Raw genomic sequence first — 21,332 nt, forward strand, 5'->3', positions numbered from 1 at the left:
CCTCCACCTGCCTTCCCCTTGATCTGTTGAGCGCTCCCGGCGATGACCCGGGGGCTCTCTAAGAGGCAGGCGCAGAATGAATTGCAAACGTCTTACCCTTGAAACTCGGTGCTGGACCGAGCCGGCGGGCGACTCCCATACACTCCGGTGCGGTGCACCTGGTTGAATACGTCAGACTCGATACGTCACATCGAACGCAATCCAGGCCCCGGAACGGCCTCAACGAAACCCGTCCTTCCACTGACGAATCACAGCGAATACTTCAGGTTCACTCTGTAACCTGCGGCCGGCATGAGCTTCAGCGGCCTGTTTCACACTCTGGTCGTCACAGCGCAGGAAGGGGTTCACATTCCTCTCCCGCCTGATGTTGGTTGGAATCGTTGCCTGATCCCGAGCCCGCAATTCCAGGCATTCGGCCTGGTAGCGCGCGGTGGCTTGGTTGTTCGGCTCCACCGCCCGGCCGAATTTCAAGTTGCTCAACGTGTACTCGTGGGCGCAGTACACCAAAGTTTCGGCAGGCAGAGTCGCCAGCTTGGACAGCGAGGCGTGCATTTGTTCCGCGGTGCCCTCGAACAGCCGACCGCAGCCGGCGCTGAATAGCGTGTCGCCACAGAACACGGCGCCATGGCCGACATACGCGATATGGCCGGCGGTGTGGCCCGGGACATCCAGCACCTGGAACTCCAGATCGAGATCCGGGAGGCTGGCGCGATCGCCTTCGCGCAGGCGCGTGGGATTGCCGGGAATGCTCTCGTTGGCCGGTCCGTAGATCGGAATGGAACGGTTGCGCAGCAGATCGGCGACGCCGCCGACATGATCGGCGTGATGGTGCGTGATCAAAATGCCGGCGAGCGTCAGATTGCGCTCCGCCAGCGTGCGCTCCACCGGCCGGGCATCGCCCGGATCGACGGCGACCACGCGCGCGGTATCGGCTGGCGAATGGATCAACCAGATGTAGTTGTCAGTAAACGCCCGAACCGGGGTCACTTGCAGCATGTTGTTGGCCGACCCCTGCGACGATCCGGAGGGCTTGCTCCGGGGAAACTCCCAAGCGGGTAATTAAACATGCCATGTGGCTGAGCGGCAAGCGTTAATGTTGACTCGAATCCGGCCTCGATCGCCGCTGCGCGCGGCGTTGAACTCATTCGCTCGCCGATCCGTTATCCTTGGGTCATGGCCGAACCTTCCGCACTCGATCTGCATGCCTGGTTGCGCTCGCCGCTCGGCCAGCGCGTGTATGCGATCGAGCGCAAGGTCGCCGGCGAGGCGCTGGCTCAGGTGTTCGGCTGGCAACTGCTGCAGATCGGGCAATGGGGCGAGGACGATGGCTTGCTCGCCGAGGCTCGCACTCAACGCAAATCCGTATTGGCATGGCATGGCTCGCGCCGCTCCGGCAACGTATCGGCGATCCGCTCGCGTACCGATGCGCTCGCGATCCAATCAGATTCGGTAGATGCCGTCATGTTGCCGCACACACTCGAATACGAACCCGAGCCGCACGAGATCGTGCGTGAAGTGGGGCGCATCCTGTCCGCCGAAGGGCATTTGATCGTGTTCGGTTTCCGGCCGTTCTCGAGTTGGGGTCTGCGGCATTGGCTCGCCAAGAGCGGCTTTCCGCCCGGGATCGAGCGCTTGATCGGCGAAGGCCGCCTGCGCGACTGGCTCAAGCTGCTCGGCTTCGAAATCGTCGATGCGCGCCGTTACCTGTTCAGTCTGCCGTTCAGCGCCAGCGCGCCCTCGTCGCAACGTTTCTTCGAGCGCGCCGGCAATCACCTGTGGCCGATGTTCGCCGGTGGCTACGTGCTCAAGGCTCGCAAGCGGGTCTACACGCTCACGCCGATTCGACCGCGCTGGCGATTGCGGCCCAAAGTGGTCGGCGGTCTCATCGAACCTACCACGTCACGTAACGCTACGCGCCGCATGTAACGTCGCGTGGGGCTACGCGCGCATGTAATATCCAGCACCGATTCCAGCACGCGAACCCCCTGAATGGCCGTTGTCGAGATCTACACCGATGGTGCCTGCCGCGGTAACCCCGGGCCGGGCGGGTGGGGCGCGATCCTGCGCTTTGGCGAGCGCGAAAAAGAGCTCAAGGGTGCCGAGCCGCTCACCACCAACAATCGCATGGAGTTGATGGCCGCCATCCAGGCGCTCGCGGCCCTGAAGCGCGGCTGCGATGTGGCGCTGTACACGGACTCGCAGTACGTGCGCAAAGGCATCATGGAATGGTTGCCTCAGTGGAAGCTGCGCAACTGGCGCACCGCCGACAAGAAGCCCGTCAAGAATATCGACCTGTGGCAGGCGCTGGAACGCGAGATCGCGCGGCACAAGATCGAATGGCACTGGGTGAAAGGGCACGCCGGCGTTCCCGGCAACGAGCGGGCCGATCTGCTCGCCAATCAAGCCATCGATGAGCTGCGCAACGGACTGAGCGCCACCGGGGGCTGAGCGGCGAGTGAAGCAAGCGTCGTCGCATGAGCTATCATGCGCGCCAGCTTGCGGGTCTCACCGGATCAGTGCCATGGACTTCATCGATCTCAAAACGCAATACCGTCGCATCCATGCCTCGGTCAATTCACGCATCCAGGCGGTGCTGGAACATGGGCAGTACATTCTCGGCGCGGAGCACGGCGAGCTGGAGAACAAGCTCGCGGAATACGTCGGCGCGAAATACTGCATCGGCGCTTCGAGCGGTACGGATACCCTGCTGATCGCGCTGATGGCCTACGGCATCGGAGCGGGCGATGAAGTCATCACCTCGCCGTTCACGTTCATCGCCACGGGTGAAATGATCGCGCTGACCGGCGCCAAGCCGGTGTTTGTCGATATCGATGCACGCACCTACAACATCGACCCCAACTTGATCGAGCGGGCGATCACGCCCCGCACCAAGGCCATCATGCCGGTGTCGCTGTATGGACAGTGCGCCGACATGGATGCCATCAACGCCATCGCACGCAAGCATCGCATCCCGGTCATCGAAGATGCCGCGCAAAGTTTCGGCGCGCTGTATCACGGCAAGCGCTCATGTGCCGTTTCCGAAGTCGGCTCGACGTCGTTCTTTCCTTCAAAGCCGCTGGGTGCCTACGGCGATGGCGGCGCACTGTTCACCGACGATGACGCCCTGGCAAAGGTGATGCGCGAGATTCGCGTGCACGGTCAGGACCGTCGGTATCACCACCCGCGTCTGGGTATCAACGGTCGACTCGACACGTTGCAGGCGGCAGTGCTGCTGGCCAAGCTGGAGATCTTCCCGGATGAAGTGGAGGCACGCATCAAGCTCGGTGGGCGCTATTCCGAGATGATCCAGGAAGCGTTCGCGAAGGAGAGCGATCCGGCGCGCACGGTGGTGACGCCATATGTCGCTCCGAACTGCACCAGCGTTTATGCGCAGTACACGGTGCAGGTACCCGATCGCGCCAAGGTCGAGCAGGGCATGAAGGCTCGCGGCATTCCAACCGCCGTGCATTATCCCGTGCCGCTGCATCTGCAGCCGGTGTTCGCGAATCTCGGTCACGGCGTGGGCAGCTTCCCCGTCTCTGAAGCCGCGGGCAATCGCGTCATCAGCTTGCCCATGCATCCCTATCTGACCGAAGCGCAGCAGGCGCAGGTCGTGCAGGCGCTCAAAGAATCGGTGCTGGGCGGCTGATGCGGCAGGTCGTCTTCGATACCGAAACCACCGGTCTGGAGCCCGAGCAGGGCCACCGCATCATCGAAATCGGCTGCGTCGAGCTTGTGAATCGGCGCAAGTCCGGCCGCACCTTCCATCGTTACCTGCGGCCGGACCGCGAAGTGGACCGGGGCGCGCTCCAGGTGCACGGACTCACCAACGAGTTCCTGGCGCAGCAGCCGCGCTTCGCGGATGTCGTCGATGAGCTGCTCGAGTTCATCAGCGGCGCCGAGCTGATCATTCACAACGCGGCGTTCGACGTGGCCTTTCTCGATGCGGAGTTGAAGCGACTCCCCGGGCCGCTGCGCCAGACTCGCAATTTCTGCACCGTGATCGACACTCTGCCAATGGCGCGGCAGATGCATCCCGGACAGCGCAACAGCCTGGATGCGCTGTGCAAGCGTTACGGCATCGACAACTCGCATCGCGAGTTGCACGGCGCCTTGCTCGACGCGCAGATCCTGCTCGACGTCTACCTGGCGATGACGGGTGGCCAGACGGCGCTGGTGCTCGGCGAGACCACCGACTCCGCCTCGGCGGACGTGTTCGAGCCTGTTGCGGCGGTCATCCGGCCCCGCGGTTTGTTGAAAGTGCTGCCCGCTACCGAGGAGGAGCTCGCGGCGCACGAGCGCATGTTGACCGCCATCGACAAGAGCAGCGGGGGCAAGACACTCTGGAAACAATTGACGCTACCGGAGATGGCGCCACCGCAGGCCGCTGCGATGGCGCAATAAAGCCGCCGTGCTGCACGCGTATCGCAATCTCTTCCTGGGAAACGCGCCGCATTGGTACAAGCTGACCATCGTCGGCTTCCTGGCGCTCAATCCGCTGGTGCTGTTCCTCGGCGGTGAGCATGGCGCCACTGTCGCCGGCTGGCTCATCCTGCTGCAGTTCATCTTCACTCTGGCGATGGCGCTGAAGTGCTACCCCTTGCAGCCGGGCGGCTTGCTCGCGCTCGAAGCGGTGCTGCTGGGACTGACGCATCCGGCGTCGGTGTATCAGCACACGCTCACGGCCTTTCCCATCATCCTGCTGCTGATCTTCATGATCGCCGGCATTTTCTTCCTCAAGGAAATGCTGGTGTTCTGTTTCACCAAGCTGCTGCTCAAGGTGCGCTCGAACCTCCGGCTGGCGTTCCTGTTCTGCCTGGTGCCGGCCGTGCTGGCGGCATTTCTCGATGCGTTGACGGTGCTGGCAGTGGTCATCACCGTCGCGCTGGGCTTCTACGAGGTTTATCACAAGGTCGCTTCGGGCAAGACACAACACGATCTCCATGACAGCTCGGTGGACGAGAACGTCGGCGAGCTGCATCGCTCGGATCTCGACGCGTTTCGCGCGGTGCTGCGGGGCTTGCTGATGCATGCCGGCGCCGGCACGGTGCTCGGCGGCGTAATGACGCCGGTCGGTCAGCCGCAGAACGTGCTGGTCGCCGAGCAGGCCGGGTGGAACTTCATCCAGTTCTTTTTCGAGGTGGCGCCGGTGGCGCTGCCGGTGTTCGTGGTCGGCATCGCGACCTGCCTGCTCATCGAGCATATGAAGTGGTTCGGCTATGGCACACAGCTGCCGCCGGCGGTGCGTAACGTGCTCGAAGCCTACGATCGGGAACAGGAGGCGCGCCGCACGCCGCGCGATGTGGCTGTCATCGTCGTGCAGGCGATCACTGCGGTGATCCTCGTGTTCTCACTTGCATTTCATCTGGCCGAAGTGGGCCTGATCGGCTTGTTGGTGATTGTGCTGGCGACCGCGTTCACCGGCGTGACGGACGAACAGCGGTTGGGCAAGGCATTCGAGGCGGCGTTGCCGTTCACGGCCTTGATCGTGGTGTTCTTCGTGATCGTGGCGCAGATCCACGATCAGCATCTGTTCGAGCCGGTGGTGGGTTGGGCATTGCACCAGTCCGGCGAGTTGCGCGCCGCGATCTTCTATCTGGCGAGCGGGCTGCTGTCCGCGGTCAGCGATAACGTGTTCGTCGCCACGATCTACATCACGGAAGTCAAAGCTGCGCTGCTGGAGGGGGTGATCACTCCGGAGGAGTTCGGGCGGCTGGCAGTGGCGATCAATACCGGCACCAACATTCCCAGTATCGCCACCCCCAATGGGCAGGCGGCTCTGCTGTTCCTGCTGACCTCGGCGGTGGCCCCGCTGATCCGTCTCTCCTATGGACGGATGGTCTGGATGGCGCTGCCTTACACGATCACGCTGACGCTGAGCGGGCTGTGGGGGGTGCTGTACTTGCTCTAGAAGTGACCGGTGACTGATGACTGGTGAATTGTCAGAAGTTTCGACAGTGGCGCCTCCGGCCTCAGACCAGTCACCAGTCATTGGTCACCAGTCACTTCGTCCTTAAGATCCAAGTCTCTATTTTGCCGCCGGTTCTGTGGCATTCTTGCGGCCTTTGCGGATCAACCAGGGTCGCCCTCGGACGGTTATGTCTCAATTCAGTTTGCGTGAATGCAAGGTCGGTGTGATCGGCCTGGGCTATGTCGGCTTGCCGCTGGCGGTGGAGTTCGGCAAGTCCTTCAATACCGTCGGCTTCGACATCAAGGCGGCGCGGGTCGCCGAGCTGAAGAAGGGCCGCGACAGCACCCTGGAAGTGGAGTCCTCCGAGCTCAAGGCCGCCAAGCGGCTGACCTATACCACCAACCTCAAGGACCTGCGTTCCTGCCAGGTTTACATCGTCACGGTGCCCACGCCGATCGACAATTACAAGCGCCCGGACCTCACGCCCATCGAACGCGCCAGCGAGCTGATCGGCCAGGTGTTGAAGAAGGGCGACATCGTAGTGTTCGAGTCCACGGTGTATCCGGGCTGCACCGAAGAGGTGGCGGTGCCCATCCTGGAGCGCCTGTCGGGCCTGACCTTCAACAAGGATTTCTTCGCCGGCTACAGCCCCGAGCGCATCAACCCGGGCGACAAGCAGCACCGGCTGACCACTATCAAGAAGATCACCTCCGGCTCCACGCCGGAGGTCGCCAACTTCGTCGACGCGCTCTACGGCAGCATCGTCAAGGCCGGCACGCACAAGGCGTCGAGCATTCGCGTCGCCGAGGCCGCCAAGGTCATCGAGAACACCCAGCGCGACGTGAACATCGCGCTGATCAACGAGCTGGCGCTGATCTTCAACCGTCTCGGCATCGACACCGAGGAAGTGCTGGTAGCGGCCGGCACCAAGTGGAACTTCCTGCCGTTCCGCCCCGGCCTGGTCGGCGGGCATTGCATCGGCGTGGATCCCTACTACCTGACGCACAAGGCGCAGGAGATCGGCTATCACCCCGAGATGATCCTGGCCGGCCGCCGCATCAACGACAACATGGCGATCTACGTCGCCGAGCGCATCGCGCAGCTGATGATCAAGAAGCGCATCCACGTGAAGGGCTCGCGCATCCTGATGATGGGCCTGGCGTTCAAGGAGAACTGCCCGGATCTGCGCAACTCCAAGGTTGCCGACGTCGTATCGGAGCTGAAGAAATACGGCGCCAAGGTTGACGTGTTCGATCCCTGGATCGACGCCGGGGAGTGCGAGCACGAATACGGCATCAAGCCCATTCGCAAGCCCGCTGTCGGCAAGTACGACGCGATCGTGATGGCCGTCGCGCACCAGCAGTTTCGCGAGATGGGCATCGACCGGATCCGCTCGTTCGCGAAGAAGCCGCATGTGCTGTACGACATCAAGTATGTGTTTCCGGCCGATGAGGTCGACGGCCGGTTGTAAGAAAAGCGGTTAGCGGTTGGTGGTTAGGGGCTGGTGGGCGCAGGCTTTGGCGTGCGCCGCTCGGCTCGATGAAACCAAGGTCCGTATCAGGCCATTCAGTAAGCGACCGACTTCAGCGATTTCGTCCAACATCACCGCATCATGGACCAGGCCCAGCCTGAGAGCGATTGTGTATTGAGTCTCGAGTTCGGCAAGCGAGCCGCTGGAGATGTGCAGGAAGTGGATGAATTCCGCGCGGCTGCGTCGTGCGGATCCTTCGGCAATGTTACTCGGTATTGAGATCGCGGCGCGTCTCAGCTGGCTTTGCAAGCCAAACCGCTCTTCCCTGGGCAGCAGTCGAGTCACGGCGTAGACTTTGCCCGCCAGGGCGACCGATTTTTGCCAAACGACCAGGTCCTTGTGACTGATGATCTTGTCCATGCGCCCGAATTGTGCCGGCAAATGACGGTCTTGATTGTTCAAAAAAGTGGGCAATCACCGAGTTATTCATAGTCTTTAACCGACCACTAACCGCTAACCACCAACCGCTATGAAATTGCTCCTCACCGGCGCAGCCGGGTTCATCGGTTTTCACTCAGCTCAGATCCTGCTGGCGCGCGGCGATGAGGTCGTCGGCCTCGACAATCTCAACGACTACTACGACGTGAGCCTGAAGCAGGCGCGGCTGGCGATCCTGCAGAAGTCGCCGAATTTCCGTTTCGTGAAGCTGGACGTGGCGGATCGCGAAGGCATGGCCGCGCTGTTCAAACAGGAGAAGTTCCAGCGGGTGATCCATCTCGCGGCGCAAGCGGGCGTGCGCTACTCGATTCAGAATCCGCTGGCCTACATCGACAGCAACGTGGTCGGGTTTGCGAACATTCTCGAAGGCTGTCGGCACAACAGCGTCGAGCATTTGGTCTACGCCTCGACCAGCTCGGTGTACGGCGCCAACACGAAGATGCCGTTCTCGGTGCATCAGAACGTCGACCATCCGTTGTCGTTCTACGCGGCCACCAAGAAGGCCAACGAGCTGATGGCGCACACGTACGCGCATCTGTATCAGCTGCCGGTGACCGGTCTGCGCTTCTTCACCGTGTACGGCCCGTGGGGCCGGCCGGACATGGCGCTGTTCCTGTTCACGAAGAACATCCTGGCCGGCAAGCCCATCGATGTATTCAACTACGGCAATCATCGCCGCGACTTCACCTACGTCGACGACATCGCGCAGGGCGTGGTGCGCGCCATGGATCGTGTGGCGCAGCCGAATCCGAGCTGGAGCGGCGACGCGCCCGATCCGGGCACCAGCAAAGCGCCGTACCGGCTGTACAACATCGGCAACAACCAGCCGGTGGAGCTGATGCGCTACATCGAGTGCATCGAAACCAATCTCGGCAAGAAGGCGCAGAAAAACCTGCTGCCGCTGCAGGCCGGCGACGTGCCCGACACCTTTGCCGACGTGAACGACCTGGTGCAGGACGTGGGATACAAGCCGGCCACGCCAGTGGAAGAGGGCGTGCGGCGGTTCATCGAGTGGTACCTCGGCTACTACAAGTAAAGAAGATCAGCGAGGAATGATGATGATTCATGGGAGATCTCCGATCACCGACCGTCGTGTGCGCATTGCCGTCGTCGGCTGCGGCCGCATCGCGACCAACCACTTCAACGCCATCGAGAAGCATAGGGATCGACTGCAACTGGTGGCGGTCTGCGACACCGACAAAGCCGCCCTGCAGGCAGCGACATCGAAGCAGAATGTGCCGGGCTTCGACTCGCTCGGCGAGTTGCTGGACCATAGCAATGCCGATCTGATCGCATTGTGCACACCCAGTGGCCTGCACCCGGCCCAAGCCATCCGAATCGCTCAGGCGGGCCGTCACGTGATGACCGAGAAGCCCATGGCAACGCGCTGGACCGACGGCCTCGAGATGGTTCGCGCCTGCGACGAAGCCGGCGTGCATCTGTTCGTCGTGAAGCAGAATCGTCGCAATGCGACGCTGCAGTTGCTCAAGCGCGCGATCGACAATCGCCGCTTCGGGCGCATCTTCATGGTCACCATCAACGTGTTCTGGTCGCGGCCGCAGTCGTACTACGACAGCGCCAAGTGGCGTGGCACGTGGGAATTCGACGGCGGCGCCCTGATGAACCAGGCGAGCCACTATGTGGATCTGGTCGACTGGCTGATCGGGCCGGTCGAGAGTGTGCAGGCCTACGTCGGTACGTTGGCGCGCAACATCCAGGTCGAAGACACTGCGACGGTTGGAGTGCGCTGGCGTTCGGGTGCGCTGGGATCGATCAATGTCACCATGCTGACGTATCCAAAGAACCTCGAAGGTTCGATCACCATCCTGGGCGAGAAGGGCACGGTGCGCATCGGCGGCGTCGCGGTCAACGAGATTCAGCATTGGGACTTCGAAGACAAGGACCCGGACGACGAACGCATCAAGAGCGCCAGCTACGAAACCACCTCCGTGTACGGTTTCGGCCACCCCCTGTACTACGACAACGTGATCAACGTGCTGAGCGGCGAAGCCGAACCGGAAACCGACGGCCGCGAGGGGCTGCGCTCGCTGGAGTTGCTGATCGCAAGTTATCTCTCCGCCCGCGATGGCAAGCGCGTCGCGCTGCCGCTGGAATTTTGAGCATGTCGGCACAGATCCACCCGACGGCAATCGTCGATGAGGGCGCCGTCATCGGCGATGGCACGCGCATCTGGCACTGGGTGCACGTGTGCTCCGGGGCCGTGATCGGCGCGCGTTGCTCGCTCGGACAGAACGTGTTCGTCGGCAATCGAGTGCGGATCGGCGACAACGTCAAGATCCAGAACAACGTGTCGGTGTATGACAACGTGACGCTGGAAGACGACGTCTTCTGCGGCCCTAGCATGGTCTTCACAAACGTCTACAATCCGCGTTCGGCGGTGACCCGCAAGGACGAGTATCGCGACACCATCGTGCGTCGCGGGGCCACGCTGGGAGCGAACTGCACCATCGTGTGCGGCAACGAAATCGGCGAATATGCCTTCATCGGCGCCGGCAGCGTGGTAAATCGTCCGGTGCCGGCGTTTGCGCTGATGGTGGGCGTGCCGGCGCGTCAGGTCGGCTGGATGAGCCGCTTTGGCGAGAAGTTGCCGCTGCCGGTCAAGGGGGCGGGCGAAGCCACTTGTCCGCATACCGGCGATCGCTATGTACTGGATGCGAACGGTTGCCGTCTGGTGACCGACGCCGCTTGAGTCTAGGAATCCGCGCTATGGGCGACCTCACACAACTTCCGCAATGGCAACGGCTCACCGCGGCGGCGCAGAGACTGCGTGAGACTCATTTGCGCGATCTGTTTGCTGCTGATCCGGAGCGGTCGAGCAAGTTCGCGCGCACCAGCAGTATCAATCTGTTGTTCGATTTCTCGCGCCAGCTGCTGGATGAATCGGCGCTGCAAGGATTGCTGGAACTCGCAGAAGCCCGTGGGCTCCGCGGGCGCATCGATGCAATGTTTTCTGGAGAGAAGATCAACAGCACCGAAGGTCGCGCGGTGTTGCATGTGGCTCTACGCAACCGCACTGAGCGCCCCATCCTCGTCGACGGTCAGGACGTCATGCCGGAAGTGCGTGCGTCACTGGAAAAGATGCGGAAATTCGTCGAAGGCGTTCACGGCGGTCGCATTCACGGCCACACGGGCAAGACGTTCACCGATATCGTGAACATCGGCATCGGCGGCTCGGATCTCGGCATTGTGATGGCCACCGAGGCGCTGGCGAAGTATCGCAATCGCAACCTGCGCCTGCACTGCGTTTCAAACATCGACGGCGTACAACTCGGCGATGCGCTGGAGAAGGTCGACCCGGCGCGTACCCTGTTTGTCGTCTGCTCGAAAACATTCTCGACATTGGAAACATTGACCAACGCCAAACTGGCGCGGCAATGGATCGTCGATCGGCTCGGCGAAGGCGCGCCGGCGCGCCACTTCGCCGCTGTCTCCACCAACGCCAAGGCGATGGATGCTTTCTTAATCCCACCGCAGAACCGCTTTACGATGTGGGACTGGGTCGGCGGTCGTTATTCAGTGTGGTCGGCCGTGGGGCTGTCCGTGGCGCTGGCGCTCGGGATGGATCAGTTCGAACTGATGCTGGAAGGCGGCCACGAGATGGACGAGCATTTCCGCACCACGCCGTTCGACAACAATCTGCCCGTGCTGATGGGGCTGCTCGGCCTCTGGAATCGCAACTTCCTCGGCATGGATTCGTTGGCGGTGCTGCCGTATGACCAGCGGCTGCATCGCTTTCCCGCTTATCTGCAGCAGCTGGAAATGGAATCCAACGGCAAGAGCGTGACTCTGGCCGGCGAATCGTTGTCGTATGACAGCGGCGCGGTGCTGTGGGGCGAGCCGGGGTCGAACGCCCAGCACTCTTTCTTCCAGCTGCTGCACCAGGGCACGGCGCGCGTGGCGCTGGATTTCCTGGCGCCGGTCAACGCGTCCAGTCCGTTCCAGCAACAGCAGAACCTGGCGCTGGCGAATTGTTTCGCGCAGGCCCAGGCGTTCGCCTTCGGCCAGACCGAAGCGCAGGTGCGGCAGGACCTGGCCGCGAAGGGCACCAGCGAAAGCGAGATCGCCCGCCTGATTCCGCACAAGCTGCATCCCGGCAACCGGCCGAGCACGGTCATTCTGTTCCCACGCCTCGGACCGAAGACGCTGGGCCGGTTGATCTCGCTGTATGAGCACAAGGTGTTCACGCAAAGCGTGATCTGGGGCATCAATGCCTTCGACCAGTGGGGCGTGGAGCTGGGCAAGAAGCTGGCGGAGTCGCTGGCGCCGGCGCTGGAAAAGCCGGCCGAGGCGGCGGCGGAGCCGTCTCTGCGGAATCTGTTGGAGCATGTGGCGAAGTGGCGTGGTTGAAAGCACGAAGAGTGTCGACGTGAAAAAGGCGCTGATCACCGGAATCACGGGCCAGGACGGCGCCTACCTGGCGGAGTTCCTGCTGGGCAAAGGCTATGAAGTCCACGGCATCAAGCGGCGCGCTTCGTCGTTCAACACCGATCGTATCGATCACCTGTACCAGGATCCTCACGAGCGCGGCGTCAAGCTGTTCCTGCACTACGGCGATCTCACCGACGCCACCAACCTGATCCGCATCATTCAGCAGGTGCAGCCCGACGAGATCTACAATCTCGCCGCGCAGAGCCACGTTCACGTTTCGTTCGAGACGCCGGAATACACCGCCAATTCGGATGCGCTCGGCACCCTGCGGATTCTCGAAGCGATCCGCATCCTGGGCCTGGAGAAGAAGACGCGCTTCTACCAGGCGTCGACTTCCGAGATGTACGGCAAGGTGCAGGAAGTGCCGCAGCGGGAGACCACCCCGTTCTATCCTCGCTCGCCGTACGGGGCGGCCAAGGTCTACGCCTACTGGATCACGGTGAACTATCGCGAGGCGTATGACCTCTACGCTTGCAACGGCATCCTGTTCAACCACGAATCGCCGATTCGCGGGGAAACATTTGTCACGCGCAAGATCACTCGGGGGCTGGCGCGGATCAAGGAGGGGCTGCAGGACACCATTTATCTCGGCAATCTCGATTCGATGCGCGACTGGGGCCACGCCCGTGACTACGTAAGAGCGCAATGGCTGATGCTGCAACAGCAGAAGCCTCAGGATTTCGTAATTGCGACTGGCGAACAGCATTCGGTGCGCGAGTTCGTGCAACTGGCGGGCGCCGAGTTGGGTATGCGCATCGAGTGGTCTGGGCAAGGGCTGAGCGAGCAGGGTATCGATGCAACCACCGGCCGTGCGGTCATCAAGATCGACCGCCGCTACTATCGCCCCACGGAAGTCGATACCTTGCTTGGCGACGCCACCAAGGCTCGAGAAGAGCTCGGTTGGCAGGCGCAGATCAGTTTCGGTGATCTGGTGAAAGAAATGGTGACGGCGGACCTGCAGGCCGCGCAACGAGATTCGTTGATGGCCCGCGAGGGGTTCCGGACCTACCAGCGCCATGAATAGATCTGCCCGAATCTTCGTTGCCGGTCATCGTGGCTTGGTGGGCAGCGCCATCGTGCGGCGCCTGCAAGCGGAGGGCTGTTCGAACCTCCTGCTGCGCTCCAGTGCCGAGCTCGACTTGCGCAATCAGGCCGCGGTGGAGCGCTTCTTTGCGGCCGAACGACCAGAGTTGGTATATCTGGCCGCGGCCAGGGTGGGCGGGATTCAAGCAAATGACAGCTATCCGGCCGATTTCATTCGCGACAACCTGCTGATCCAGACCAACGTCATCGACGCAGCGTACCGGCATTCGACCCGCAAGCTGCTTTTCCTGGGATCGAGCTGTATCTATCCCAAGCACGCTCCGCAACCCATGCCGGAGAGCTGCCTGCTGACCGGCCCGCTGGAGCCCACCAACGAGTGGTATGCCGTGGCCAAGATCGCCGGCGTAAAGATGTGTCAGGCCTATCGCCGGCAATATGATTTCAGCGCCATCTGCGTCATGCCAACCAACATGTACGGGCCTGGCGACAACTTCAATCTGCAAAGCTCGCATGTGCTGCCAGCGCTGCTGCGCAAATTTCATGAGGCCAAGCAGCGGCAGGATGAGCAAGTTGTGGTGTGGGGCACCGGAACGCCGCGGCGCGAATTTCTCCATGTGGACGATCTGGCCGACGCTTGCGTCTATCTCATGGAGCGCTACGACAGTGCCGAGCCGCTCAATGTCGGCTGGGGCGAGGACATCGCGATCGGCGAACTGGCGAGCCTGGTGGCCGAAATCGTCGGCTTTACCGGCAGTCTGCTTTTCGACACTAGCAAGCCCGATGGAACCCCGCGCAAGCTGCTCGATGTGACTCGCCTGCGAGCGCTCGGCTGGACACCGAAGATCCCGTTGCGACAGGGCATAGCCGCGACGTATGAATGGTTCGTGCGGCATCAGCAGGAGCAGCGTCGCTGACGGCGGGTTCCTGAATACGCCCGTCGCCGCCGTTCCAGCCGCCACGGACCCGGCGTGCTGGCAGGCATTTGTGCCCGCCAGTAATCGCTTCCGCAGCAGCGTCTGTGTACACTTGCGTCCCTTGTCGCAGGGACTCCCAATTCATCAAAGCGACCCTGATGCTTAGATCCAGTTTTTTCAGCTCGCATTCAGCGCGGGCTTTTGTCTTCATTGTGCTGCTGTTCAGTCTTGCCTTGCCGTTGCAGGTCTCGGCGCAGACTCCGAGCGCCGGTCAGATCGAGATGTTTCAGAACCTGCCGCCCGAGCAGCAGCAGGCCATCCTGGAGTCCCTTGGAAGGGGCGGCACACTCTCCGCCGATGGTGTCCGCCGCGACCGGCAACTGTTATTTCCCGACATTATTCGCCAGCGTCAACGTGACCGGATGGGCGAGGATGCGGATGCCGATCAGGGGATGCCCGGGGAGGCGCGCCTGAAGGGCGAGGACACGATCCTGCTGACACTGGAGATTCGTCGCTTCCAGCGGCGCGCGCCCGAGATCGAGGAGAAAGAACGGCGCGAGCGGCAACAGACGGTCAATCAGCCGGCGATTCCGGGGCGTCAGCTGCAGATACCGCAAGTGCAGGGACGCACCGATTCGACCGCCGACCCGGAGCGGCGCGAGGCCATCGAGCGTACGCAGGAGGAAACGGATCGACTGGAGGATTTTCGGGAACGCGTCCTGCGTCGTAATCCGTATCGACTCGACAAGTGGGGCATCCTCAATGTGCCCGAGCTCGGCCCGATTCCGCTCGCGGGGCTGACTGTAGAAGAAGCCACGCAACGCATCGCCGCTGAGGCGCGTCTCAAAGATTTCATCGTTGTCGTAACGAAACTGCCATTGAAGCCCGTCGGTACACGGGCGCTCAAGCCGTTCGGCTATGACCTGTTCGCGGGTACACCTACGACCTTCGCCCCCGCGACCGATGTACCGGTGCCTGCGGAATACGTCGTCGGACCGGGTGATACGATTCAGGTGCAGCTCACCGGCAACACCAAAGGTCGCCATGCCCTCGTCGTCGGGCGCGACGGCCGAATCAACTTTCCCGAGCTTGGACCGATTGCAGTGGGTGGCATGCGCTTCGAGCAGATGCGAGATGAGCTCGAATCGCGTGTGCGTGAACAGATGATCGGCACGCAGGCGAGCATCGGGATGGGCGAGTTGCGCTCGATCCGGGTATTTGTCCTGGGCGATGCCGAAATACCCGGCTCATACACCGTGAGTGGGCTATCGACGGTCACCAACGCACTGTTCGTGAGCGGCGGCGTGAAGAAAATCGGCTCGTTGCGCAACATCCAGTTGAAGCGGGCCGGCAGGACCGTCACGACCCTCGACCTCTATGACTTACTGTTGAAGGGCGACACGCGAGCCGATGTGCGATTGCTGCCCGGCGACGTGATCTTCATTCCGCCAGTGGGCGCCACGGTCGGCATCGCCGGCCAGGTTCGCCGACCTGCGATCTATGAGCTGAAGGACGAAACCACCGCCGCGGACCTGCTGCGGCTCGGCGGCGGCTTGCTGCCCGATGCCGATCCCGCGATTGCGACTCTGGAGCGTGTGAACGACCAGCGTCAGCGCGTTACCGTGAACGTGAATCTTGCCGATGCCAGCGGCAGGGGCCTGACATTGCGGAGCGGCGACATCTTGCAGGTGCCGCTCATACGCCCGACTCTCGAAGACTCGGTCGTCATCAATGGCCACGTGCACCGTCCGGGCGAGTATCAATTCACCCCGGGCATGCGTCTCACGGATCTGATCCCGAGCCTGGATGAGCTCAAGCCGAACGCCGATCAGCGCTACGTCCTGGTGCGTCGGGAAATCCCCCCAGACCGAAGAATAAGGGTCTTTTCAGCCAATCTGGAACAAGCCATCACCCGGCCCGAGACGGCCGCGAATTTCGAGCTCGCGCCGCGCGATCAGATTTTCGTGTTCGACCTCGAAACCGGTCGCGATCGCATCATTGAACCGCTGATGCGCGAGTTGCGGATGCAATCACGCATCGATGAGCCGACCCAGGAAGTCAGCGTTGCCGGCAAGATAAAGGTGCCTGGAAAGTATCCGCTCGAACCCGGGATGCGTCTGAGCGATCTGCTGCGTGCCGGTGGCAGTCTCGACGAGGCTGCCTATGGAGCGCAGGCGGAGCTGACCCGCTACGAAGTGGTGGACGGCGAATCGCGCCAGGCGGAGCTGATCGAGATCGATCTGCGCAAGGCGCTGCAGGGCGATCCGAGCGCCGATATCGCGCTCAGGCCGTTCGACTACCTCGTCATCAAGGAAGTCCCGCTTTGGGCTGCGCAGGAAGAGGTCGAGATTCGTGGCGAAGTGAAATTCCCCGGCCGCTATCCGATCCATCGCGGCGAGACGCTCAGGTCGTTGATGGCGCGCGCCGGCGGGCTGACGGATCTTGCGTTCTCAGAGGGCGCGGTATTCACTCGGGAGGAGCTGAAGGAACGCGAGAGGAAGCAGATCGAAACGCTCGCGAAGCGCATGGAGTCGGACCTGGCGCAGTTATCCCTCATGTCTGCCCAGGAGACCGGCAAGGATGCGAGCCAGGCACTTTCTGTGGGTCAATCGTTGCTGGCGAACCTGCGGGAGTCCAAGCCTGTCGGTCGCCTCGTGATCGACCTGAACCGTGCCATGGTCGCCCGGCCCGGCTCTGAGCAGGACGTCCTGCTCAGGCACGGTGACCGCCTCCTGGTCCCGCGTCTCACGCAGGAAGTCACCGTGATCGGCGAAGTGCAGAGCGCAACTTCGCATCTATACCGTCGCGATCTGTCGCGGGACGACTACATCGCAATGAGCGGCGGACTGACGCCGCGGGCGGACGACGATCATATCTATGTAGTCAGAGCCGATGGCAGCGTCTTCACGCGCCCCGGCAATGCCTGGTTCAGCGGCGGCAGCGTGGAGATCAAGCCAGGCGATACGATCGTGGCGCCGCTGGACACCGAGCGTATGCGACCGCTGCCGTTCTGGACCGGGGTGACATCCATCATTTATCAGCTGGCGGTCGCGGTCCTGGCGGTTGACCGCCTCTCGAATTAGCTCGATGTATGGGGCGGATCTCCCGGACATCTATGGGCAAAGCGCAGGGCAGGCCGTTGACGCGTACCGTCCGCAGTCGCTAAGCTCGGTGCGTTCAACAATTGAACGCATGGCGTAGGTCGATCATGACATGGGTGCGGCCCAACTTCGTGCGGTGTGCAACGGCGCACGGCTGCGGCACTGCCGCTCTGGTCCGCTGAGGCGGCCGGGGTCATGCTGCGTTGGTACCTCATACAGACGAAGCCCGGGGCGGAGACGGTGGCCGGGGAGAATCTGCTGCGGCAGGGGTATGAGGTGTATTTCCCCCGTGCGCTGCGCACCGCGCGCCGCCGCGGCCAGGTTCGCGAAAGCATCGTGGCTCTCTTTCCGCGGTACCTCTTCGTGCGGCTGGACGAAGGTCGCCAGGCGCTCACTCCTGTTCGTTCGACAACCGGCGTTGCCTGTGCCGTGCGCTTCGGTTTCAGTTACGCGGTCGTTCCGGACAAGGTGATACGGGAGCTGCGCGGGCGTGAGGACGCTGTTACCGGGTTGCATCGCATCGGCCAGCTGCCGGTGTTCTCGGCCGGCATGTCCGTGCAGGTGAAGTTGCAACCTTTCGACGGCTTCGATGCAATCTTTGAGCGCGAAGCAGGCGCCGATCGCGTCATCGTACTGCTCAAGATCCTGGGGCAGATCGCGCGCGTGCAGGTCCCGCTTGATTCCATCGAAGTCGCGAGTCCCGCAGCGTGAGTGCAGCCATGCTCACCGACGAGATGCGATACAAGCTCATGCGGCTGCTGGAGGCGAATCCCGGTATGAGCCAGCGCGACGTGGCACGCGAGCTCGGCATCAGTCTCGGCAAGGCCAACTATTGCCTGAAAGCCCTGATCCGCAAAGGCTGGGTCAAGGTATCGAACTTCAAGAACAGCCACAACAAGGTCGCGTACATGTATCTGCTCACGCCACGCGGAATCGAGAGCAAGGCGACGCTGACCGTAAAGTATCTGCACATCAAGATCCGCGAATACGAAGCGTTGCGGGTCGAGATTGAGGAAATGCGCCGGGAGGCGCAGCGGCACGGCGAGATCTGACGAGTGCGCCGTTGGCGCACCGTCGGGGAAGGTCGATACGCCGGATGTCTGTATGCGAGAGTGAAAATGCTCCTTGCAGGCGGTAGCGTGCCTGGGTGAGTCGTTCATCGGATCCGCTGTGCATGATGTCTTGCCAACAACAACAGGTGACATGTTGAGATCCACGGAAAGTCTTCTGATCCAGCGCGACAGTGAAGTCGACGTCTTGGCGATGATCGGGGTGGCGTGGCGATACAAATTCGTGATCGCCGGGATCGCCTTCGCGTGTGCGCTCCTGGCGGCCGTCATCGCGCTAAAGACTACGCCCGTTTTTCGCGCCGAGGTGGTCGTCACCGAATCGCGGAGCGACACCATGAGCGCGTCGTCGTCGCTGACGAGCCAGCTGGGCGGGCTAGCCAGCCTTGCCGGTATCAACCTGCAGCGCAACGCCGCAGGGCAGGACTCGCAGGCCGTGCTGCGCTCGCGCCACCTCGCCGAGGAGTTCATCAAACGCAACGACCTGACAGCCGAGCTCGCACCCGGCTCTGGCAAGACGTCCACCCTCTGGTATGCCGTCAACGCGCTGCGCGACACGGTCCTCGAGATCAACCAGGACGACAAGAAGGGCACGACCACGATCTCGATCAACTGGCCGGATGCCACCGTGGCCGCGCGCTGGGCGAATCAGTACGTCGCGCTCGCCAACGAGCTGATCCGCGCCCGCGCGCTGAACGATTCGAGTCGCAACATCAAGTATCTGAACGAGCAGATCGCCAAGACCAATGTGGTCGAGATCCAGAACGTGATGTACCGGCTCATCGAGACCGAAACGAAGACACAGATGCTGGCGAACGCGCGCGAGGAATACGCGTTCACGGTCGTGGATCCCGCCGTGCCGCCGGAGCGGCGTATCTGGCCCAGGAGGACGCTAATGGTAGCGACGGGAGGCGTGCTCGGAGCGATCCTGGGATTCGTCGTGGCGCTGTTCCACAACATGTGGCGCCGGCACCGGCAGGAAGTGGCGATCTCGTCGTAGCCGATCGTCGCGGCCGGCGGAGAATCGCCGGCTCGGGGCACTTGAGCCACTATTCCCGTGAAATCCGACTCCATCGCAACATTGCTCGCCCGGCTGTGGCGCCATTTGAGCAAGCGCCGCCAGAGCCAGTTCAAGGTGCTGATGGGGCTGATGCTCGTGAGCGTCTTCGCCGAGATCGTCAGCCTGGGCGCTGTGCTGCCCTTCATCGGCGCACTCGCGGCTCCGCAGGCCGTCTTCAACCATCCCGTCATTGGTGAGATTGCCCGTCGCAGCGGCATCGACTCACCCGAGCAGCTCGCACTGCCCCTGACGCTCGCCTTCGTCGCCGCGGCGCTGATTTCCGCCGCGATCCGCATGTTGCTGACGTGGGTCAGCACGCGCTTCACGTTTGCGACCGGGGCCGAACTTAGCCAGGAAGTGTACCGGCGGACGCTTTATCAGCCTTATCCGGTTCATACCGGGCGCAGCAGCAGCGAAGTAATCAGCGGCATCACGAGCAAGGTCGGCGGCACGATGCTGGGCGTGCTCCTGCCGTTGGTCACGCTTATCAGTGCGGTGATGTTGTTGTTGGCCGTGATGATCACGCTCATCGTCATCGATCCTGTGATTGCGTTGATCGCGGCCGGCGCGTTCGGAGGAAGTTACGCACTCATCACCTGGATCACGCGACGGAAGCTGCGTCGTAACAGTCAACGCATCGCCATCGAACATACACAAGTCGTCAAGGCGCTGCAGGAGGGCCTCGGTGGCATACGCGACGTCCTTCTCGATGGCACTCAGCCGGTCTACTGCGCTGTCTATCGCCAAGCCGACCTGCAGCTGCGCCGGGCGCAGGGTAACAACATCTTCATCGGGCAGAGCCCGCGCTATGCGATGGAGGCTCTTGGCATGATCCTGATTGCAGGGCTCGCCTACGGCCTGAGCCGACAACCGGGCGGGCTCGCCGCAGCTCTGCCGGTGCTGGGAGCACTGGCGCTCGGTGCGCAGCGCTTGCTGCCAGGACTGCAGCAGGTGTTTGCTTCGTGGGCGAGCATGGCAGGCAATCAGGCGATATTGGCGGATACGCTTGATCTTCTCGATCAGCCGATTGCGCCGGAGTTGCTGCAGCCCGCGCCGGCGCCGCTGCACTTCAAGGATGAGATCCGCTTCGAGGCCGTACGATTCCGCTACGACGATGAGGGTCCATGGGTGCTCGACGGCCTCGATCTCACCATCCCCAAAGGCGCGCGCATTGGATTCGTCGGCAGCACGGGCAGCGGCAAGAGCACGACCATGGATCTGCTCATGAGCTTGCTCGCGCCTACGCAGGGCGAGATTCTGATCGATGGCCAGCCCCTGCGCGGCGCGCGCGTCAGGGCGTGGCAGCGAACGATCGCACACGTGCCGCAGAGCATCTATCTCGCGGATGCGACCGTCGCGGAGAACATCGCCTTCGGTGTTCTCTCGCACGAGATCGACATGGAGCGGGTGCGCGCGGCGGCGCGCCAGGCGCAAATCGCAGAGTTCATCGAGAGCAGCGCAGAGGGTTACTCGACGATTGTCGGCGAGCGCGGCGTGCGCCTCTCCGGCGGCCAGCGGCAGCGCATCGGTATCGCTCGCGCGCTATACAAACAGGCGAGCGTGCTGGTCCTGGACGAGGCGACCAGCGCCCTGGACAACCTCACGGAGCAGTCCGTCATGGAAGCGATCGAGGGGCTCGATCGTGATCTGACGATACTCCTGATCGCGCACCGTCTATCGACGGTGCAGCGCTGCGACACGATCGTCGAGCTGGAGCACGGGCGGATCGTCGCGCACGGCCGATACGACGAGCTGCTCGAATGCAGCCGCAGCTTTCGGCAGATGGCTCATCGCACACAAACCAGCTGACTTACATC

General features: G+C 62.4%; 19 protein-coding genes. 17 read left to right on the forward strand and 2 right to left on the reverse strand.

What is annotated here, in order from left to right:
- Positions 1-219: 219 nt before the first annotated feature.
- A complete protein-coding gene (gene gloB / locus VGE08_RS13235; protein ID WP_331068368.1) occupies positions 220-996 on the reverse strand; it encodes a hydroxyacylglutathione hydrolase in 777 nt (258 codons plus the stop codon).
- Between the two features lie 177 nt (positions 997-1,173).
- Between gloB and VGE08_RS13240 the strand changes: the two genes are divergently transcribed.
- From VGE08_RS13240 to tviB, 6 genes are all read left to right on the forward strand, one after another.
- Positions 1,174-1,926: a class I SAM-dependent methyltransferase gene (locus VGE08_RS13240; RefSeq protein WP_331068369.1), complete on the forward strand. Its 753-nt coding sequence runs from the start codon at positions 1,174-1,176 to the stop codon at positions 1,924-1,926.
- A 63-nt stretch (positions 1,927-1,989) separates the two neighbouring features.
- Entirely contained in the window at positions 1,990-2,448 is a 459-nt protein-coding gene (gene rnhA / locus VGE08_RS13245; protein ID WP_331068370.1) for a ribonuclease HI, read from the forward strand.
- A 73-nt stretch (positions 2,449-2,521) separates the two neighbouring features.
- Positions 2,522-3,649 (forward strand): DegT/DnrJ/EryC1/StrS family aminotransferase, encoded by a 1,128-nt coding sequence (locus VGE08_RS13250; protein ID WP_331068371.1) that lies wholly within the window; start codon positions 2,522-2,524, stop codon positions 3,647-3,649.
- Positions 3,649-4,404, forward strand: coding sequence for a DNA polymerase III subunit epsilon (gene dnaQ, locus VGE08_RS13255; RefSeq protein WP_331068372.1), 756 nt, complete (start codon positions 3,649-3,651; stop codon positions 4,402-4,404). Before VGE08_RS13250 ends, dnaQ begins: the two co-directional genes overlap by 1 nt.
- Before the next feature lie 7 nt (positions 4,405-4,411).
- The gene (gene nhaB / locus VGE08_RS13260) at positions 4,412-5,911 is read left to right on the forward strand and encodes a sodium/proton antiporter NhaB (protein WP_331068373.1); all 1,500 of its coding nucleotides are present in this window, start codon (positions 4,412-4,414) and stop codon (positions 5,909-5,911) included.
- Between the two features lie 187 nt (positions 5,912-6,098).
- Entirely contained in the window at positions 6,099-7,382 is a 1,284-nt protein-coding gene (gene tviB / locus VGE08_RS13265) for a Vi polysaccharide biosynthesis UDP-N-acetylglucosamine C-6 dehydrogenase TviB (RefSeq protein ID WP_331068374.1), read from the forward strand.
- Between the two features lie 9 nt (positions 7,383-7,391).
- Here tviB and VGE08_RS13270 read toward each other — a convergent pair whose 3' ends face one another.
- Positions 7,392-7,802 (reverse strand): four helix bundle protein, encoded by a 411-nt coding sequence (locus tag VGE08_RS13270; RefSeq protein ID WP_331068375.1) that lies wholly within the window; start codon positions 7,800-7,802, stop codon positions 7,392-7,394.
- 109 nt (positions 7,803-7,911) lie between these two features.
- Between VGE08_RS13270 and VGE08_RS13275 the strand changes: the two genes are divergently transcribed.
- From VGE08_RS13275 to VGE08_RS13325, 11 genes are all read left to right on the forward strand, one after another.
- Positions 7,912-8,916 (forward strand): NAD-dependent epimerase, encoded by a 1,005-nt coding sequence (locus VGE08_RS13275; protein ID WP_331068376.1) that lies wholly within the window; start codon positions 7,912-7,914, stop codon positions 8,914-8,916.
- 22 nt (positions 8,917-8,938) lie between these two features.
- Complete coding sequence (locus VGE08_RS13280) at positions 8,939-10,000, forward strand: Gfo/Idh/MocA family protein (RefSeq protein WP_331068377.1); 1,062 nt, start codon at positions 8,939-8,941, stop codon at positions 9,998-10,000.
- Between the two features lie 2 nt (positions 10,001-10,002).
- Entirely contained in the window at positions 10,003-10,590 is a 588-nt protein-coding gene (locus VGE08_RS13285) for an acyltransferase (RefSeq protein ID WP_331068378.1), read from the forward strand.
- Between the two features lie 17 nt (positions 10,591-10,607).
- Positions 10,608-12,248: a glucose-6-phosphate isomerase gene (gene pgi / locus VGE08_RS13290; RefSeq protein WP_331068379.1), complete on the forward strand. Its 1,641-nt coding sequence runs from the start codon at positions 10,608-10,610 to the stop codon at positions 12,246-12,248.
- The gene (gmd, locus tag VGE08_RS13295; protein ID WP_349258682.1) at positions 12,226-13,353 is read left to right on the forward strand and encodes a GDP-mannose 4,6-dehydratase; all 1,128 of its coding nucleotides are present in this window, start codon (positions 12,226-12,228) and stop codon (positions 13,351-13,353) included. The genes pgi and gmd overlap by 23 nt, the downstream gene beginning before the upstream one ends.
- Positions 13,346-14,287, forward strand: a complete 942-nt coding sequence (gene fcl, locus VGE08_RS13300) for a GDP-L-fucose synthase (RefSeq protein ID WP_331068381.1) — start codon at positions 13,346-13,348, stop codon at positions 14,285-14,287. Before gmd ends, fcl begins: the two co-directional genes overlap by 8 nt.
- Before the next feature lie 158 nt (positions 14,288-14,445).
- Entirely contained in the window at positions 14,446-17,370 is a 2,925-nt protein-coding gene (locus VGE08_RS13305; RefSeq protein ID WP_331068382.1) for an SLBB domain-containing protein, read from the forward strand.
- A gap of 213 nt (positions 17,371-17,583) precedes the next feature.
- Entirely contained in the window at positions 17,584-18,099 is a 516-nt protein-coding gene (locus tag VGE08_RS13310) for a transcription termination/antitermination NusG family protein (RefSeq protein WP_331068383.1), read from the forward strand.
- An 8-nt stretch (positions 18,100-18,107) separates the two neighbouring features.
- Positions 18,108-18,440, forward strand: coding sequence for a MarR family EPS-associated transcriptional regulator (locus tag VGE08_RS13315; RefSeq protein WP_349258699.1), 333 nt, complete (start codon positions 18,108-18,110; stop codon positions 18,438-18,440).
- 151 nt (positions 18,441-18,591) lie between these two features.
- A complete protein-coding gene (locus VGE08_RS13320; protein ID WP_331068385.1) occupies positions 18,592-19,455 on the forward strand; it encodes a Wzz/FepE/Etk N-terminal domain-containing protein in 864 nt (287 codons plus the stop codon).
- Between the two features lie 150 nt (positions 19,456-19,605).
- Positions 19,606-21,324, forward strand: coding sequence for an ABC transporter ATP-binding protein (locus VGE08_RS13325; RefSeq protein WP_414717487.1), 1,719 nt, complete (start codon positions 19,606-19,608; stop codon positions 21,322-21,324).
- Positions 21,325-21,332: the final 8 nt, after the last annotated feature.

The organism is Steroidobacter sp. (assembly GCF_036406195.1).
Classification (GTDB): Bacteria; Pseudomonadota; Gammaproteobacteria; order Steroidobacterales; family Steroidobacteraceae; genus Steroidobacter.